The sequence below is a fragment of the Pseudoalteromonas sp. NZS11 genome, from assembly GCF_015864765.1.
Taxonomy (GTDB): domain Bacteria; phylum Pseudomonadota; class Gammaproteobacteria; order Enterobacterales; family Alteromonadaceae; genus Pseudoalteromonas; species Pseudoalteromonas arctica.
In genome coordinates, this window is the sequence record NZ_JADYWP010000002.1 from 675,357 (window position 1) to 692,302 (window position 16,946).

At 40.3% G+C, this 16,946-nt stretch carries 14 protein-coding genes and 1 pseudogene; 10 read left to right on the forward strand and 5 right to left on the reverse strand.

From position 1 onward, the window contains the following. Positions 1 to 232: 232 nt before the first annotated feature. Positions 233 to 1,741 (forward strand): sensor histidine kinase, encoded by a 1,509-nt coding sequence (locus I6E82_RS06615; protein WP_170071269.1) that lies wholly within the window; start codon positions 233 to 235, stop codon positions 1,739 to 1,741. Next, a complete protein-coding gene (locus tag I6E82_RS06620) occupies positions 1,735 to 2,415 on the forward strand; it encodes a LytR/AlgR family response regulator transcription factor (protein ID WP_170071268.1) in 681 nt (226 codons plus the stop codon). The genes I6E82_RS06615 and I6E82_RS06620 overlap by 7 nt, the downstream gene beginning before the upstream one ends. Before the next feature lie 116 nt (positions 2,416 to 2,531). Here the strand turns inward: I6E82_RS06620 and I6E82_RS06625 are convergent, their stop codons facing one another. Next, a complete protein-coding gene (locus I6E82_RS06625) occupies positions 2,532 to 4,583 on the reverse strand; it encodes a TonB-dependent receptor (protein ID WP_197117322.1) in 2,052 nt (683 codons plus the stop codon). 671 nt (positions 4,584 to 5,254) lie between these two features. Between I6E82_RS06625 and I6E82_RS06630 the strand changes: the two genes are divergently transcribed. Then, positions 5,255 to 6,805, forward strand: coding sequence for a PepSY-associated TM helix domain-containing protein (locus I6E82_RS06630; protein ID WP_197117224.1), 1,551 nt, complete (start codon positions 5,255 to 5,257; stop codon positions 6,803 to 6,805). A gap of 62 nt (positions 6,806 to 6,867) precedes the next feature. On the opposite strand, the gene yddG is transcribed toward I6E82_RS06630, so the two are convergent. Then, complete coding sequence (gene yddG, locus I6E82_RS06635; RefSeq protein ID WP_076924279.1) at positions 6,868 to 7,788, reverse strand: aromatic amino acid DMT transporter YddG; 921 nt, start codon at positions 7,786 to 7,788, stop codon at positions 6,868 to 6,870. 446 nt (positions 7,789 to 8,234) lie between these two features. Between yddG and I6E82_RS06640 the strand changes: the two genes are divergently transcribed. The 7 genes from I6E82_RS06640 (at position 8,235) to I6E82_RS06670 (ending at position 15,858) form a co-directional block, all read left to right on the forward strand. Then, positions 8,235 to 8,888 carry a TetR/AcrR family transcriptional regulator gene (locus tag I6E82_RS06640; RefSeq protein WP_024597735.1) on the forward strand — a complete coding sequence of 218 codons (654 nt, stop codon included), beginning with the start codon at positions 8,235 to 8,237 and terminating at the stop codon, positions 8,886 to 8,888. A gap of 3 nt (positions 8,889 to 8,891) precedes the next feature. After that, positions 8,892 to 9,374 (forward strand): putative 4-hydroxy-4-methyl-2-oxoglutarate aldolase, encoded by a 483-nt coding sequence (locus I6E82_RS06645; protein WP_101216358.1) that lies wholly within the window; start codon positions 8,892 to 8,894, stop codon positions 9,372 to 9,374. Positions 9,375 to 9,711: 337 nt separating this feature from the next. Next, complete coding sequence (locus I6E82_RS06650; protein ID WP_197117226.1) at positions 9,712 to 10,917, forward strand: amidase family protein; 1,206 nt, start codon at positions 9,712 to 9,714, stop codon at positions 10,915 to 10,917. Continuing rightward, complete coding sequence (locus I6E82_RS06655) at positions 10,914 to 12,515, forward strand: gamma-glutamyltransferase family protein (RefSeq protein WP_197117228.1); 1,602 nt, start codon at positions 10,914 to 10,916, stop codon at positions 12,513 to 12,515. The genes I6E82_RS06650 and I6E82_RS06655 overlap by 4 nt, the downstream gene beginning before the upstream one ends. After that, positions 12,503 to 13,327, forward strand: coding sequence for a sulfite exporter TauE/SafE family protein (locus tag I6E82_RS06660; RefSeq protein ID WP_024599978.1), 825 nt, complete (start codon positions 12,503 to 12,505; stop codon positions 13,325 to 13,327). Before I6E82_RS06655 ends, I6E82_RS06660 begins: the two co-directional genes overlap by 13 nt. Positions 13,328 to 13,330: 3 nt before the next feature. Beyond that, positions 13,331 to 14,560, forward strand: coding sequence for a pyridoxal-phosphate-dependent aminotransferase family protein (locus I6E82_RS06665; RefSeq protein ID WP_197117230.1), 1,230 nt, complete (start codon positions 13,331 to 13,333; stop codon positions 14,558 to 14,560). A 14-nt stretch (positions 14,561 to 14,574) separates the two neighbouring features. Further along, a complete protein-coding gene (locus I6E82_RS06670) occupies positions 14,575 to 15,858 on the forward strand; it encodes an allantoate amidohydrolase (RefSeq protein ID WP_197117232.1) in 1,284 nt (427 codons plus the stop codon). 118 nt (positions 15,859 to 15,976) lie between these two features. On the opposite strand, the gene I6E82_RS06675 is transcribed toward I6E82_RS06670, so the two are convergent. The 3 genes and pseudogenes from I6E82_RS06675 to I6E82_RS19825 form a co-directional block, all read right to left on the reverse strand. Continuing rightward, on the reverse strand, positions 15,977 to 16,279 hold the full coding sequence (locus tag I6E82_RS06675) for a hypothetical protein (RefSeq protein WP_033023834.1): 303 nt from the start codon (positions 16,277 to 16,279) through the stop codon (positions 15,977 to 15,979). A 44-nt stretch (positions 16,280 to 16,323) separates the two neighbouring features. Then, entirely contained in the window at positions 16,324 to 16,572 is a 249-nt protein-coding gene (locus I6E82_RS06680) for a DUF1272 domain-containing protein (protein ID WP_197117234.1), read from the reverse strand. After that, positions 16,566 to 16,928, reverse strand: a pseudogene (locus I6E82_RS19825) (2OG-Fe(II) oxygenase). Before I6E82_RS19825 ends, I6E82_RS06680 begins: the two are co-directional and overlap by 7 nt. Positions 16,929 to 16,946 lie beyond the last annotated feature (18 nt).

A 16,946-nucleotide genomic window follows, 5' to 3' on the forward strand; every position in this document is an offset into this window, starting at 1 on the left:
GTCATTTAAATATGACCTTTCATCATTTAAATAAACCGCCTAGTATGCTTAAAACGGTTACTAACCCTATGAAATAAAATAATTAGTTTAAAAATAAATTATGATTGAAAAAATTTTATGGATAATATAGCGCGCTCAGCGTAGTGAATTGTGCAAAGGTAATGTTTAAAATAAAAAGACAATTTTATCTGAGCGTATCTGCTCAGAAACTATAATAAAAACGGAGTCACATATGCAGCAAGCCAATACACCAATATGGCAACGCTTTAGCATTACCCAGCTAATAATTTTTTTACCGCTAATAGCTGCTATTATGCTCGACTCTCATATACGCTTTTTGTCATCACATATGGATTCAACGAGCCAATATCTGGCTATTAATATTCAACTTTTTTTACAGTGTATTCCCTTTTTTATTGCCCATGCGTTCGCATATCGTTTATTACTTACACCCGCAATCATAGTTTGGCTGTTAGGCTTTTTAGCCTATCCATCTCTCTTGCTAGTATTTAATAACCAGCTTCTTAACTTTTCGCAATGGCAATACCTTGATGCACAATGTTGGACACTGTGCGCATCTGCAAGTGGTATATGGCTTATTACTAAACGCACTAATAAAAATAACAATGTGTTGAGTAATAAATGGCTTAAATCCTTGTTTTCACTTGATACAGTCATGTTTATAATACTTTTAGGTTGGGCAATAGTTACATCAAGCATACTCAATACGCACACTGATCCTATGTTAAACCAGCCTATTGAGCCTGTTATTGACGTTTATAAAGTATTCACACAGTTTGATACTTTTTTGGGTTATCTTTGGCAAATTACTGTTTGTGCCGGATTAGTATATGGAGTGTATTTATTAAATAGATATTTATTAATACGCTATGTATTAACCTATCATGGTGTACTGATGTTTTTGTTTGCAAGTTTAATAAGCCTCGTTGCACTTACACCTGTATTAACATCGTGCTTGCTACTGTTACCTATTAACGATTTACCCTCAGGCATTGCTAACTTAACACCTGGCGGTAATAATAATATTTTTAGCCCTGAAAATTATCAGTTCGTATTTTTGTTTTTGGCTATAAGCACACCGATTATTTTAGCGTTTGAACGACAGCAACAACACGTTCAAATTAGCAACATTGCCCAACAACAAACAAAAACAGAGCTAAAGCTACTTCAACAGCAAATTAACCCTCATTTTTTATTTAATACATTAAACAACCTTTACGCACTGACATTAAAAAAAGCAGATAATGCACCAGATCTTGTTATGCAATTAGCTAACTTACTGCGTTACAGTGTTTATGAAGGCCAAAAAGCACAGGTGAGTTTAGAAAAAGAAATTAATTACTTAAAAGGTTTTATTGCATTGCAGCATTTACGAAGTGCTGAGCGCTGCAACTTTGATGTGCAATGGCCTGAATATCAACAACACTATTTAATTTCGCCACTACTGTTAATAATGATTTTAGAAAACGCGATAAAGCATGGTGTAGAGCCCACCTCACAAAAAGTAACGGTTGTGTTTAAAATCACCATGGCCGATAACATACTAACGCTATTTTCCTCTAACCCTATTCTACCTAATAACAATTCAGAGCATGGGATGGGACTTAACAATTTACGCCGTAGGCTAACTCTTTTATATCCAAATAAGCACACATTAATTATTAATGAAAATAAAAACCTTTGGCAAACCACACTTAAATTGGAGCTGGCTGCATGCTAAACACAATAATTGTTGATGACGAGCCGCTCGCGCATGACGTTATACTGCATCATTTAAGTGCCCATAAAGATATTAATGTAAGCGGACAATACCTTAACGCTAAAGATGCATTATGTGCTTTAGCCACATCATCTATTGATTTGTTATTTTTAGACATAAACATGCCCGAACTATCAGGCATTGCATTACTAAAAGTGCTCGCGAATCGACCACAAGTGATTATTATTAGTGCGTATCAAGAATATGCTTTAGCCGGTTTTGAACTTGACGTAACTGACTACCTACTAAAACCAGTCTCTGCGCAGCGCCTTGAACAAGCACTCAATAAAGTACGGAAAAAAAGAAAACACATAACGCTAAATCCCAAGGCACCTCTGACTATTACCCTTAAAATCGATCGTGAAAAACATAAAATTCAATTAGGCGATATAGACATGTTTGAGGCTTATGGAAATTATGTAAAAGTATGGCAAGGTGAAAAAGCATTACTTGCAAGCAGTACTCTCAAATACATATTGCAAGAGCTTGATACTTCATTTATTCAAGTCCACAAATCTTACGTTATTAACAAAAATAAAGTTGTTGCGTTAAGTAATGAAAGCGTTCAACTAGCATCAGGCGTGTCAGTTAAAATTGGCAAGTCATTTAAACAACAAGTGCGCGACATTATTTAATTTAAGCTCGGTTAAAGCTCTCCCTTTATTGAAAAGCCCTAATGCTTTAGGGCTTTAAATTATTTTACCTTTAAAAGGTAGCGTTACAATTTCCAATTCATTATTTTAGAAGCACGTTAAAAACGATACGTTACTGAAGCACCTAATGTTTGTGGGTTAACAACAGCAACATAACCCGTTGGGTAACGCCCGCTTGCAGGCTCTACCGACGTAAATGCTTCTTCATCTAATGTATTATTAATAAAAGCACTCACCAACCAATGATCGCTGTTATAGCTTATTGTTGCACGCGTAATTGTGTAACCGCCAGCAACACGCTCCTCGGTGTTAGTTAAATCACCGTAGTACTCGTCTACATAATTAGCGCTCACATTTAGCTTTAAGGTATCTGTAAACCAATGCGATACCCCTAAACTTGCAGTCAGTTCTGGTGCTGAATTTAATTCATTGCCCACTGCATCAGAATAAGTAGTTGATTCATCTATTTTAGTTTTTAATAAACCCAGCCCTGCGTGTAACTGCCATTGCTCACCTAACATGCTATATGCTTCAAGCTCTAAACCATAGCTATGTGCGTCGTCAATATTAGTAATTTTCCTATCAGAACTTAATGCTTGATAACCATCAAAATTATTGTAAAAAATATTAGCACTAATATTTAAATCACCATTATTTAGTACGCTACGCGAGCCCAACTCGTACGTATTTACTGATTCTTGATCGTAGTAATAATATTCCTGCGCGGTAAAATTCAAAGCACCACCACCAGCGTTATAACCACGACGAGCACTTGCAGATAGGGTCGTATCATTGTTAATTTTATATTGAATAGCTAAGGTCGGTAGCTTTATAGTGTTAGAATTGTCTAGCTGCTCAACTAATCTACTGCCACCAAAAGCCATGTCAAAATTACGAAGTTGTTCTTCACGCTCAACTCTAAGCCCAGCGGTTAAAGTAAGCTCATTAGTTAACTTAAAGCTGGTTTCGCCATAAATTGCTTTAGAGTCACTACTATCGTCACCAAAATAATTGGTTGCACCAACGCTTTTAAAGTCTTGGTCACGGTCAAAGTAAGCAATACCAACAAAGCCTGAATAAAATTCACTATTTAAGCCAAAGTTTAACTTGCTATCAATGGTGATATTTTTTTCATCCATAGAAATATCAGACTCAGCGCTTGCCAGTGCTTCATAAGCCTCGTATCCCCATTCATAATCCATATAAGCGAGTAATATATCGAACGAAAAGTTATCATTAATTTTATAATCAATATTTACCTGAGTCGTGTCTGACTGGGTATCCATGTCACGCTGAAATAAAGGCACATAATCAAACGGTTTATCACCTTCATAATACTTACGACCCGTATTACCTTCTTCGCTATACGTTGAGTAAGTCAGCTGTACAGCTAAATCTGTTGTTGGGGTATACAGTAATTTTGCTCGCGTACTGCTGGTATTAAGGTTATTTAAGTTCTTATCTGTTGGATTGGTTTCATATATCGTTGGATTACTAAAGGTTTCACCGTTTACATATTGAGTAGACAAGCGAAATGCTAATACGTCTTCAACTAATGCCCCCGAAACAACGGCCGCTGTATCAAGGTAGCTGTCTTGATTTTTATAACCAACGCGTACAGCACCTTCAAAATCTTGTGTTGGCGCTTTAGTTGTCATATAAACAGCACCACCAATACTATTACGCCCATTACTTGTTGACTGCGGTCCACGGTATACCGCTATTTGCTCTATATCCCATAAACCGGTATCACCAGTTAAATCAGCAACAAATGGCTGACTAACCCCATCAACAAGTGTTGATACTCGCGCTTTTGAGCCACCACTAAATGAGTTAAACCCAGTTGCACCACCATTACCCGACACACCGCGCATATCTGGCACAGCGCCAGTAAGTACCACCACATTTGCCATTTCTGCCAAGGCTTCAGAAACAGAGCCTAGTTGCCCATTTTCTAATAACGAACTATCTACAACTGCAACCGATGTAATCGTATCCTTGAGTGACCTTTCGATTTTTTCGCCTGTTACAGTAATTGTATCTATTGATTCACGACTTGTTTCATCAGCAAATGCATTGCTTTGAGATAGCAGAAAAGAGCCTGTAATGATTAGTGAAAGCTTATTTAGTTTGAATGACCGCACCGCTATTATTCCCTTTTATGGATGGTTATTTTATTTTTCGGAAAAATAGCACAAACATGCACTTGTTGCAATTGAGTTTAATTATCATTTAGAATGGCAATATTATTAACAAGTGTTTTTATTTATGTTGCAACTTACCCTTTCTCTTATTTTATTTACTGCTACATCCCTGTTTTATCTTAGTAACCGCCACCAACGACTACTAAGCAAACCCATTAATAAAAGCTGGCGCAAGCTCGCATTTATCCTTTTTGTTATTGCAATACCATTAGCCTTATATGCTTTTTCTAATGCGGCAGCCGTATTTTTTATCATTTTAATGATAATGCTCGCTTTAATAATAATTCCGCTCGTCAGCCTAATTAAACGCAAGGAAGTTAAATAATGTCATCTGCACAAAGGCAAAAAATAAAACCAACTTGGCTTGGAAAAAGTTTGGCGGGTTGTTTTTTAGGGCTCGCACTAGCGTTTATTCTCGTTGCTTTTTTTGCATGGTATGGAGCGGGAGGCATAGATGCGCCTGATAAAGTGCAATTTAATATGTGGATAATCCCTCTTTTATGGTTAACCATTTTTAGCTTCACATACCTGTTTAGCTCGGCAAAAAAAGCTTGGCTGACGCTTGGGGGCTTAAATGTAACGCTATATAGTTTATTTATAATTTTAAGGACTTGGCTATGAGAGTTAGAGCCGATATTTTGCGCACCTATCAAGGTGTGCATACATGGACAGGAATAATCACAGGCTTAGTCCTCTTTATAGGGTTTTATGCTGGTAGTTTAACCATGTATAAACACGAATTAGCACAGTGGGCAAAACCCGTCAGTGCACCAGTGACTAAACCATACACTAACAATTACCAAACATTAGTTGACCAAGCAATAGTTAAGTACCCTGAGCAAATGGGCAATGGCTTTTCCCTCGACTTACTAACAAATCAAGCACCGCTCTCTTGGTACAGCCAAGGAAAAGAGCGCGGTATGGCACTTAATAACCAATTACAGGCGCTACATATAAACCAGCAAAATAATCTGGTTATACAGCAACAAAGTAAGAATAAACTTGCAGATTTAATAGATTATTTGCATCGGACCGCAGGGTTTGCAGGCGAGATTGGTCACGACCAATCAGGAGTATATATACTCGGTATAGCATCTGCGCTGTACTTTTTAGCATTGGTGTCTGGCGTAATTATTTTACTACCTACGCTTGTAAAAACGTTTTTTGCAATACGAAAAGAAAAAGGTGCTAGTCGTTTTTGGCTCGACAGCCATAATTTAGTTGGGATCGCCAGCCTGCCTTTTCATTTAATTATAGCGTTTACTGTTGTTGTGTTTGCATTTCATGACCTAATTTATGATGGTCTATCAGCATTTTATGACGATAAATCCTTTTTTCAACGCCCTGCCCCAGCAGCACATAATTATCATATTGCAAATTTACCAAGTATAGATAAACAGATCCTAGCGGCAAAAAACTACGCTACAGGTTATGAGCCAATTCATATTGCGTTTAATCGTTTAAACACAAACAGTCCAACAGCAACATTAAAAATGAGTAATAGCAGCGCTGTCGTTCGCGGACCTGATACTGACTACTTATTTTTACATCCTTATACATTAGAAGTACTTAACTCAAGCTATCCGCAAGGAGATGAGGGTATTTGGGGTAATATAGTAGGAAGTTTCTTTTCACTTCACTTTGGTACTTATGGAGGTGAATGGGGGCGTTGGGGGTATTTTATTATGGGACTGCTTGGCGCATTCTTATTTTATTCTGGTAACTTATTGTGGTTAGACAAACGCTTTAAAAAAGATCCAAACAAACGAAGCACACGATTTATGGCAAATTTAACAATTGGTGTGTGTGTAGGTTCAATAATTGCCGTGGTTGCCACGTTATTGCAAGCTAAATGGACAAACCTATATATAGAGAACGCAAATTACAGTTACCTTTATAGTTACTATTTGGTATTTTTTGTTTTTGTTGCTTATACCTTTTTTAAAGGAACTCACCACGCTAGCTATTGGGGCTTAATCGGCATTGCATTTTTATCTGCTAGTATGGGAGTTTCAACACTTGTACAGGCTTTATTAGCTGATGATTTTTTTAAATATTATCAAAGCGGTATTGTTGATATTAGCGCTGCAGTATTTGCGTTAATATTTTATTATTGTGCAAAAAAAGTTAGATACAAATCAGCAAGCTATGCCGTTATGCCTGCATAGTTGCCACAAACTTAATGAGGCGTATTGGACGCCTCATTAATCTAGTTATATATAAATATAATTTAGCTTAGTGTTTTTGCTGGCTCTGTAACAGACTTTTCTCGCGTTACAAAGTAGCAAATTAGCGAGCCCACGGTTACCAGTACAACTCCTTGCCAAAACGAAGCGCTCAGCGTAATAGATAAATACAGCGCTGAAATAATAGTAGAAAACACCGGTGTAAAGTACGAAAGTGTGCCAAGCAGCATTAAGTTACCGCCAATAATAGCTTGGTTCCACAGTGCATACCCGCTCCCTACCACTACTCCTGCTAATAGCAATGTTATGCTTGAGCTGAGTGAAAACGTTAATGGTGCTTCATTACTAAAAGCATATTGCGCCCATAAACTCATTGCCGTAACAGTAAAGAATAACGTAATGGCATTTTTGCCATTACTCAGCTTCTGCGTAACCACGCAATAAATAGCCCATATAAACGCTGCAGTTAATGCCATTAAATAAGTAGCAGGATTATCAGCAAAGTTAGCTACAAGCGTATCGAGTGACATTTCTTGATCGCCCGTAATACACCAAGCAACCCCTAAAAAAGCAATAATCATGCTTGGGTACACCCAATAACTTACTTTTTTGCGACCAATAATAATAGAGAGCAATATAGTAAGCGTGGGCCATAAATAATTAATAACCGCCATTTCCATTGCCTGATGACGGCTATTTGCCATACCAATAGAAAGCGCCAAGCAAATTTCGTACGATACAAATAATAAAGTACCTACTACCAGGTAGCGTCTTGAAAACCCACTAAACTTAGGCACTCCCATAACCAAAATTAAAAATATCGCACTGACAGAGTACATAGCCGCAGCACCACCAATGGGGCTAAACAACTCAGAAATATCCCGTAGTAATGCCACTAAGCAACTCCACAGTAATATTGCAGCAACTCCATAAAGCGTGTATTTATTTTTGCTTAAAAACTCCATTTGCCAATCCAAAAGTACTACTCGTAAATTTGAAACTAAACTAACAGTAATTATTTAATTAAACAATTAGGGTCTGTTGATCTTTCAAGGTTAAATTTGCAGCAGTCTGTTTGGTATTTAGGCAAGGCAGAGCCTATATAGTGTGGTTATTCCCCATAAATGGGCGATAACGTAGCATTAATGCCAAACAGGCGCTGCCCAAAGGGTTCTTCCTAGGGACTACTTACTCTTTGTTGCTCGGTTTTTACTTAGCCCACTAGGTTACAAATCTCGCGCCGCGATTAAATAGCCCCTAGTTTGAACAAATTTTAATCCGCAAAGATCAACAGACCCTAAAGTTAATAACTTAAACCTCTCGCCTACTTTTAATATTCACCTTTTTAGTAATTGACCTTTTGGTCAGTAAAGCTACAATCGATCAATATGTTAAACACCCAAACACAATAATGACCACACAAATAAAACCAAATAAAAAAGAAGTAACACGCGAAAAAAACCAAAAACTAATTTTAGATGCCGCCGAGCAATTGTTTTCGCAATTAGGTTACGACGGAGCAAGTATGAGCATGGTTGCTAAAGAAGCGCAGGTGCCAAAAGCTAATATTTTGTATTACTTTAAAAGTAAGGATGGTCTGTACGAGTCTGTGATCGACCGCATAATAGCTAATTGGAACTTAGGGCTAGATAACGTCACAATTAACGACGATCCAGCTACCGTGCTTTATAACTATATTAAAAGCAAAGTAATACTCGCCGTAAATCAGCCAATGCAATCTCGCTTATTTGCCAGCGAAATACTGCGCGGTGCCCCTTATTTACAAAACTACTTTAGAACCAATACCCGCCCTTGGGTTAAGCAAAAAGTTGATGTACTTCAAGCGTGGATGGACGCAGATAAAATGGATAAGGTTGACCCCTACCATTTGCTCTTTACTATTTGGTCTACCACGCAGTATTACGCCGACTTTCAGGCTGAGGTTTTACTCGTAATGAACAAATTAGAGTACGACAAAACCGATGTGGCACAAATTACGCAATCAATTGCCCACATAATTTTAAAAGGTATTGGTCTTAAAATACCTGAGCAAAGTGAGACTTAACCCATGAAACCCTTTACTACACCCGATTTATTTGACGATCATCGCGATAGCGTACAAGTAGCCGACAGTGGCCTTTATCACTTTGGTAAAAAAACCACGTTTTACGGTCAAGTCGTTACCGTTACCTGCCCAGAAGACAACTCATTTGCTGCCGATATATTGCATGAAAATGGTGAAGGTAAAGTATTAGTTATAAACGGGTTTGCGAGCAAACGCTTTGCGTTTATTGGCGATATTATGGCTGAGCGTGCCCTAAATAATGGCTGGGAAGGCGTAATAATAAATGGCTGTTGCCGAGATATCGAAATACTCGCCACTATGGACTTACCGGTTATGGCGCTAGGCTCTACACCGCGTAGTACCTTAAAGCGCGGCTTTGGCGACAAAAACCAAGCTGTTACCATGCTTGGCACCACCCTAGAACCTAACGATTGGGTTTACGCCGATATTAACGGTTTAATCATCAGTAAAATGTCCCTTATTTAGCGCTCACAACCATATAAATAAAGACCAATTTGGTGCACCTGCGCACCAAATTGGTTTGTTTTAGCTCATTTTAATACCACTATTTTTACAGCCCATATTTACTAACCTCATACAACTCGCCAAATCCTGACCAATTGGACAGGGTTTTAATTTATGGCATTCCTCTTGCTTAGGTTTTAAACAATATAATAAGCTAACCGATTAAAAAGCGGATCAGGCTCTGTAAAATAAAAACAAGATGTTACGCAGTGAGCTGAAAAATAATAAAAATTAATCCGTCTTTTTAATCACTCTAAATCTGAACTGCTTGGTCAGATTTTTTATAACGAGTGGTGATATGAGTACCAAAAATAATAATACGACCGGTATTTTTTGTGACCATGGTCCTAAGGCATGGCAAACACATTACCAAGGCACGCTTATTAATAAGCGTCTTGCGATTAAAGATGTATTTGCAATTAAAGGCGAGCGTAACAGCGCAGGCAATCCACATTGGTTTAAAACAGCTAAACCGGCTCAGAATACGGCAAGCTCGGTTAATAAGCTCATGACCGCTGGTTGTAACTTTATAGGCTTTACCCATACCGATGAGCTTGCTTACAGCTTAGAGGGAAATAACATTCACTATGGTGCAGCACAAAACCCAAAACTTAGCGGTCATGCAAGTGGCGGTTCGAGTATGGGTTCTGCTGCATCCGTTGCTGCTAACTTAGCCGATATTGGCTTAGGCACCGACACTGGCGGCTCAATTAGAATACCCGCCAGCTATTGTGGTTTATTTGGTATAAGGCCAAGCCATAACGTGATTGAAAAAGACGGCCTAATACCGTTGGCACCGCCTTTTGATACTATAGGTTGGCTTACCCAAAGCGCCGAGCTATTAAGCAGCGTTGGCAATGTATTATTACCACAACAACCTATTAATAAAGTAAATACGCTGGTTATTTGCGAAGCACTCTTTGAATTTGTTGACTCCTCTTTACAAGCACCACTGGGTAACCTTTTAGAAAAAACCAAACCTTATTTTAATCATCATATCGATTTTAAGCTCCCCAACGTTGGTTTACTAAGTGAGCTTGCCGATACCTTTAGAATATTACAAGGTCGTGCGATTGCTAAAACGCACCGAGATTGGATTGGACTCCCAGATCAGCTTTCTCATTTTGCGCCAGCAATTGCAGCTCGTTTTAAAATGGCACTGGCTTTAACCGAGCAAGAAGAACAAGAGGCGCTAAAAATACAGCATGAATGGCAAACAATAGTCGCTAAAAACCTAAATAAGCACAGCTGCTTATTTTTACCTACCACCCCTACAACCGCACCTAAATTAGGCGCCGACACAAGCGCCTTACGCATGCAAATTATTACGCTTTCGGCAATTGCAGGGCTGAGTGGCTCGGCGCAAGTACACTTACCGCTGGCTAATTTAGCAAATGCACATCCGTATGGCTTTTCATTAATGATGAGCCACGGTAACGATAAAAGCCTACTTGCGTGCGTACAACAATTAGCTGCACACTTAAAAAAGGACACACCGGCATGACCACACACAACATTGCATTTACCGCGTCTCATTTTTCGGCCACTGAGGCGGGTATAAATATACTAAAACAAGGCGGTACAGCTACCGAGGCTATGGTAGCCGCTGCCGCTGCGATTAGCGTTGTATATCCACATATGAACTCAATTGGTGGCGATAGCTTTTGGCTTATCGATAACCCAAACCAAAAAACGCCCACTGCTATTGACGCCTGCGGCCGAGCTGCAAGTAATACAAGTGCTTATAACACGCTCACACAAATACCAGAGCGCGGCGGACTAAGCGCATTGACTCAAGCGGGTACAATACGCGGTTGGCAAAAAGCCCTTGAGCTAGATGAACACGCAGCACTACCTCTGTCAAAAATTTTAGCGCCCGCCATTGCACTTGCTCGCGAGGGCTTTACCGTTACAAAAAGCTTGCAAGCAGGCTGCGAAAAGCTAGCTGCTGCAAATAATACCAATGACGCGTTTAAAAGCCTCTATATACCCAATGGTAAGCCCTTGCAAGCAGGTCAGCATTTTAAAAACCCTAAACTTGCAGCAACATTTGAACACTTAGCAAAACAGGGTTTAAACGCATTTTATGAAGGTGCACTTGCTAACTCATTTGCCGCCGACTTAGCAAAAGCAGGTAGCTCAATTACCGTAAGTGATATTGCAAATACTAAAGCCGAGGTCGTTACTGCGCTAAATGCAAACTTATCAGGTATTGATTGCTATAACTTACCCGCACCAACACAAGGCGTGCATTCACTGCAAATAATTGGTGCCGTAAATAAACTAAAACACAAAGCTAAAACCGATGCCGACTGGATGCATTTAATTGTTGAGGCAACCAAACAAAGCTTTACCCATCGCCCAACTCTTTGGGCTGACCCTGAAGTATTAGGAGACGGTTATAAAAACGCACTAACCGATAATCGCTTAAGCCAACTTGCTAATAATATTGATATGACCAAAGCCAAAAAATGGCCTTTTAGCGCAGAGCCTGGCGATACCGTGTGGATGGCAGCTAGAGATAAAAACGGCCAATTAGTCAGCTTTATTCAAAGTATTTATTGGGAATTTGGCAGCGGAATATTAATGAGCGAAGGCGGTTTTGTGTGGAATAACCGTGGTTTAAGCTTTAGTTTAAACAATGAAGGTATTGATGCGGATAACAATATTAACGCCCTTGCGCCAAATAAAAAGCCGGCTCATACACTTAACCCAGCAATGGCAAAGTTTAGCGATGGTCGTCGCCTTGCCTACGGCACTATGGGCGGTGAAGGGCAACCACAAACCCAAGCCGCTGTTTTTGCAGGCTACGCATGGCGAAATAAATCAATAAACCAAGCCATTAGCGACCCTCGTTGGTTACTTGGGCGCACATGGGGTGATACAAGTACAAATTTAAAAATTGAAAAAGGGTTAGTTTTTCATATAGAACATGAATTAAATCAACGTGACCACGATTGGGTAAGCGTTGATAATAATAACGAAATGATGGGGCACGCTGGGGCTATTTTAGATACACCTACAAGCCTTGAAGCAGCAACAGATCCTCGTTCAGATGGACGTGCAACCGTAACTACAGCAGGAACACAATGTCAGAAATAATAAACCAATGGCCAATAGTAGTAGCCTTAATAGCAACCGGTATTTTTGCCGGAATTTTAGCAGGACTTTTTGGTGTAGGCGGGGGTATTGTTATCGTACCTGTGCTGTATTTTTTACTGCAAGGCTTTGGCGTAAGCCCAGAGTCGGCAATGATGATAGCCACAGCTACATCACTTGCAACCATAGTACCTACTTCGCTTTCATCTATTCGCTCGCATCATAGCAAAGGCAATATTGACCTTGCGCTAATAAAATACTGGGCACCGTTTATATTAGTTATGGCGGTAGTCGGTAGTATTATTGCTCATACCGTTCGCGGTAACGCATTAGTGCTCATGTTTGCCTGCATTGCTATTTTAGTCAGTTTAAACATGTTATTTAGAGCCGGCGCACCCGCACTTGTAAACCAACTACCAGGTAAATTTGGGCAAGGCATTATGGCAAGTATTGTAGGCGGTTTATCAGTAATGATTGGCATAGGTGGCGGCACTATTGGCGTACCTATGCTAAACGCATTTAATGTACGTGCCCACGTTGCAGTAGGTACTGCGGCCGTTTTTGGTTTATTGATTGCGCTACCTGGCGTAATTACCTTATTAAGTATTGGCACAACGCCAACCGATGCTCCCCTAGGTACGTGGGGGTTAGTTAACCTCCCTGCCTTTTTTCTTATTATTCCGCTAACTATTTTATTTGCGCCTATTGGCGTAAAAATTGGTAGTAAGCTGGATCAAAAACAACTAAAACGCGCTTTTGCCGTTGTCTTAATGATAACGGGTATTCGCATGCTCATTCAGACTCTGGGAGCCTAAAATATGTTTAATAACACGCAAGTTCAAACCTTAAACCCACCACAGCGTTTATTAATGGGCCCTGGCCCAATTAATGCAGATCCTCGTGTTTTACGTGCTATGTCGGCGCAGCTTATAGGTCAGTACGACCCAGTAATGACCGGTTTTATGAACGAAACCATGGCGCGTTACCGAGAAATTTTTAAAACTAAAAACGAATGGACCATGCTAATAGATGGCACATCGCGCGCAGGGATTGAAGCCGTATTATGCTCAATTTTACGCCCAGGCGATAAAGTATTGGTGCCAATTATGGGGCGCTTTGGGCATTTACTGGCTGAAATTGCAGAACGCGTTGGCGCAAAGGTGCACACAATAGAAGTACCGTGGGGCGAAGTGTTTACGCCAGAACAAATCGAAAAAGCCATTGTTGATGTAAAACCCCATGTACTTGCTATGGTACAAGGCGATACATCCACCACCATGAACCAACCTCTTGAGCATATTGGCGATATTTGCCAAAAGCACGATGTACTATTTTATTGCGATGCCACCGCATCTATTGTGGGTAACGAACTTCCTGCCGACGAATGGAAGCTCGATGCACTTTCTGTTGGTCTACAAAAGTGTTTAGGCGGACCGTCTGGTTCAGCACCTTTAACACTCAGCGACAAATGCGCCGAGTGGATCCAAAAACGTAAAAAGGTAGAAGCAGGCATTCGCACAGCCGATCATATCGACGGCACAGAGCCCTTTGTGCGCTCTAACTATTTTGATTTAGGTATGATCATGAATTACTGGGGAGAGGAGCGCCTAAATCATCATACCGAAGCCACCAGCATGCTGTATTGCGCCTCAGAATGCGCCCGCATAGTAATTGAAGAAGGCGTGGATAACTGCGTAGCGCGCCACAAATTACATGGCGATGCCATGCTAACAGGCATTCAAGCACTGGGCTTAAATGTATTTGGCGATTTAACGCATAAAATGAACAACGTACTGGGTGTGTATATACCCGAGGGCATTAATGCCGATCACGTACGCGGACAAATGCTAACCGATTTTGGAATAGAAATTGGCACCTCATTTGGGCCACTGCATGGAAAAATTTGGCGTATTGGCACTATGGGCTACAACGCCCGCAAAGATGCTGTATTACAAACACTTGCCAGCCTAGACGCTTGCTTGCATGCCAACGGTTACAAAGGTCCTAAAGGCGAAGCCGCCATTGCAGCCCTTGCTCACTATAAATAAAAAAAGGATTTAGCATGACGATTGTAAGCTCACAACACAGCCCTTTATTAGGTAAAGAACGTGCCAATACCCACGCAGCACGCGCTTTATCTCGCTGTAAAACCCTCAGCGCACTATCGCAAATGCAAGGCGGCATTCACCGAGTGTACTTATCAAAAGAGCACAAAGAGTGTAACGACGTTACTGCATCGTGGATGGTTGAGGCAGGCATGCAATCGTGGCAAGACGAAGTGGGCAACCTTTGGGGGCGGCTTAAATCATCAAACCCACATGCTAAACGTTTAATTATAGGATCGCACCTCGACACAGTACCAAACGCAGGTGCATTTGATGGTATTTTAGGTGTACTACTGGGGATAGAGATTGCAGCGCTTGCAAATAAGCTAAAGCTCGACCTGCCCTTTCATTTAGATGTAGTGGGCTTTTGCGATGAAGAAGGCACTCGCTTTGCCACAACTTTAATTGGCTCAAAAGCACTCGCTAACGAGTTTGACCCACAGTGGCTAAATATACAAGATACAAGCGGTATAACTATGCACCAAGCCATGCTCGACTTTGGCTTAAACCCTAACGACTATGCAAAGGCCGCACTAAACAAAAACGAATTACTAGGTTACTGGGAAACTCATATTGAACAAGGGCCAGTACTCGAATCGGTTAATCAGGCGTTAGGCGTTGTAACGGCTATTGCAGGGGCAAAACGCGCCATGCTTACCCTAACAGGTCAAAGTGGTCATGCGGGTACAACCCCTATGAATTTACGTCAGGATTCCCTAGCTGGTTGCGCTGAATTAGTAACCGAAATCGAAAAACTAGCAAACAATGCTAAAAATGGCGAAGTTGCCACCGTAGGGCAAATACAGTCGCGCCCCGGCGCTACAAACGTGATTGCAGGCAAAACAACCATAAGCCTAGATGCACGCGCACAAAGCGACACCGATCTCGCTAACTTACTAAGCGCCATACAAAGCAGCGCTCAATCTATAGCAAGCAAACGCAATTTAACGCTTGATTGGCAATGGACTCATGCCGCCGATGCCGTTGCGTGTGATACTCAAATTCAGCATTTGTTTTCAAGCGCATGTAAACTCAATAACCAAGCATCGCCTTCACTTGCTTCAGGCGCTGGGCATGATGCAATGGCAATCGCGCCTATTTGCCCCATTGGCATGTTATTTATACGCAGCCCTGGCGGTATAAGCCACCACCCTGCAGAAGCAGTTATCGACAGCGATGTAACAAAGGCACTCAGTGTAATGTACAGCGCGCTTTTACTTTATGTGAAAGAGTGTGAGTGATTTTAAGGTAATCGAGTAAACCAAGTATATTAACTTGGTATGCTTAGGGGCTTAAACCTCCTCAAAGTCATTTGGAGGTTGTTACTAAATGCAGGAATATTCGTTATTTAAAGTAGCTTTATCGGACTGCCCTTTGCTCTTTTAGGCTAAGGCGTTTATGTGAGCTATATACATGTTGAATGTTTGTACCATTAACCAAATATGCATCCATTTCAACGGTAATTAAACCCGATAATGGCTTGATTTCTAGAACACCCAACTCACCTAAATTTGCAGATAGTAAAGTATTATTCCTAATAGCTAACAAAGTTTTGTCAGTATCTCGTAAGTCACCATTCACATATAATTTAGCACCACTAAACCAATTGTTAATTATTTTAACTTTGATTGACTTAATAGTAAATTCAAAGGATTTTCTCATCAGATCTCCATATTCAGAAAATGTAATTATTATACTTTGTGTTCTTATGTGTTTGGCGCACAAACACTTTCGTTTGATACCCGCTTAGTCGATGCTGGGTAATTTTTTAGTGCAGCCAAAGGGCGAATTGGCCGCTGAACCAAATTACCTGAGCAGTTTGGGCACACGTTATTTAACAGCGTTTGGGCACAGCCAGAACAAAATGTGCATTCAAATGAACAAATAAAAGCCTCTGTGGACTGTGCAGGTAGATTCTTATCACAACATTCACAATTAGGTCTTAAATCTAGCATTTAGAGCTCCCTTTTATCCACCCAATGCTGAGTAAATATCTATTACCTTTTATAACTTTTGATACCTGATGCTCACTTACATCAGGGCGGAATAGCTTAACCCGCTTTGTTTCAAATATCGGATCACTGCAAATAAACTCACCACCCAAATCTGCTTTTTTAAGCACTATATTCAATCGATAGTGTTTACCAGATTCAACTTTGTCTGTGTGTGGTGCTATTTCACTTCCTTGTGGGAATTTAAGCAAATATGTATCAAATTAAATTGGCCACGTAGCACCACAAATCAACATTTTATCGTAGCCTGATTTTTGTCGGCCTCGCTCCCAACAAAATAATTTACTCAAAAAAAACATACAATCCCTCGAAACAGC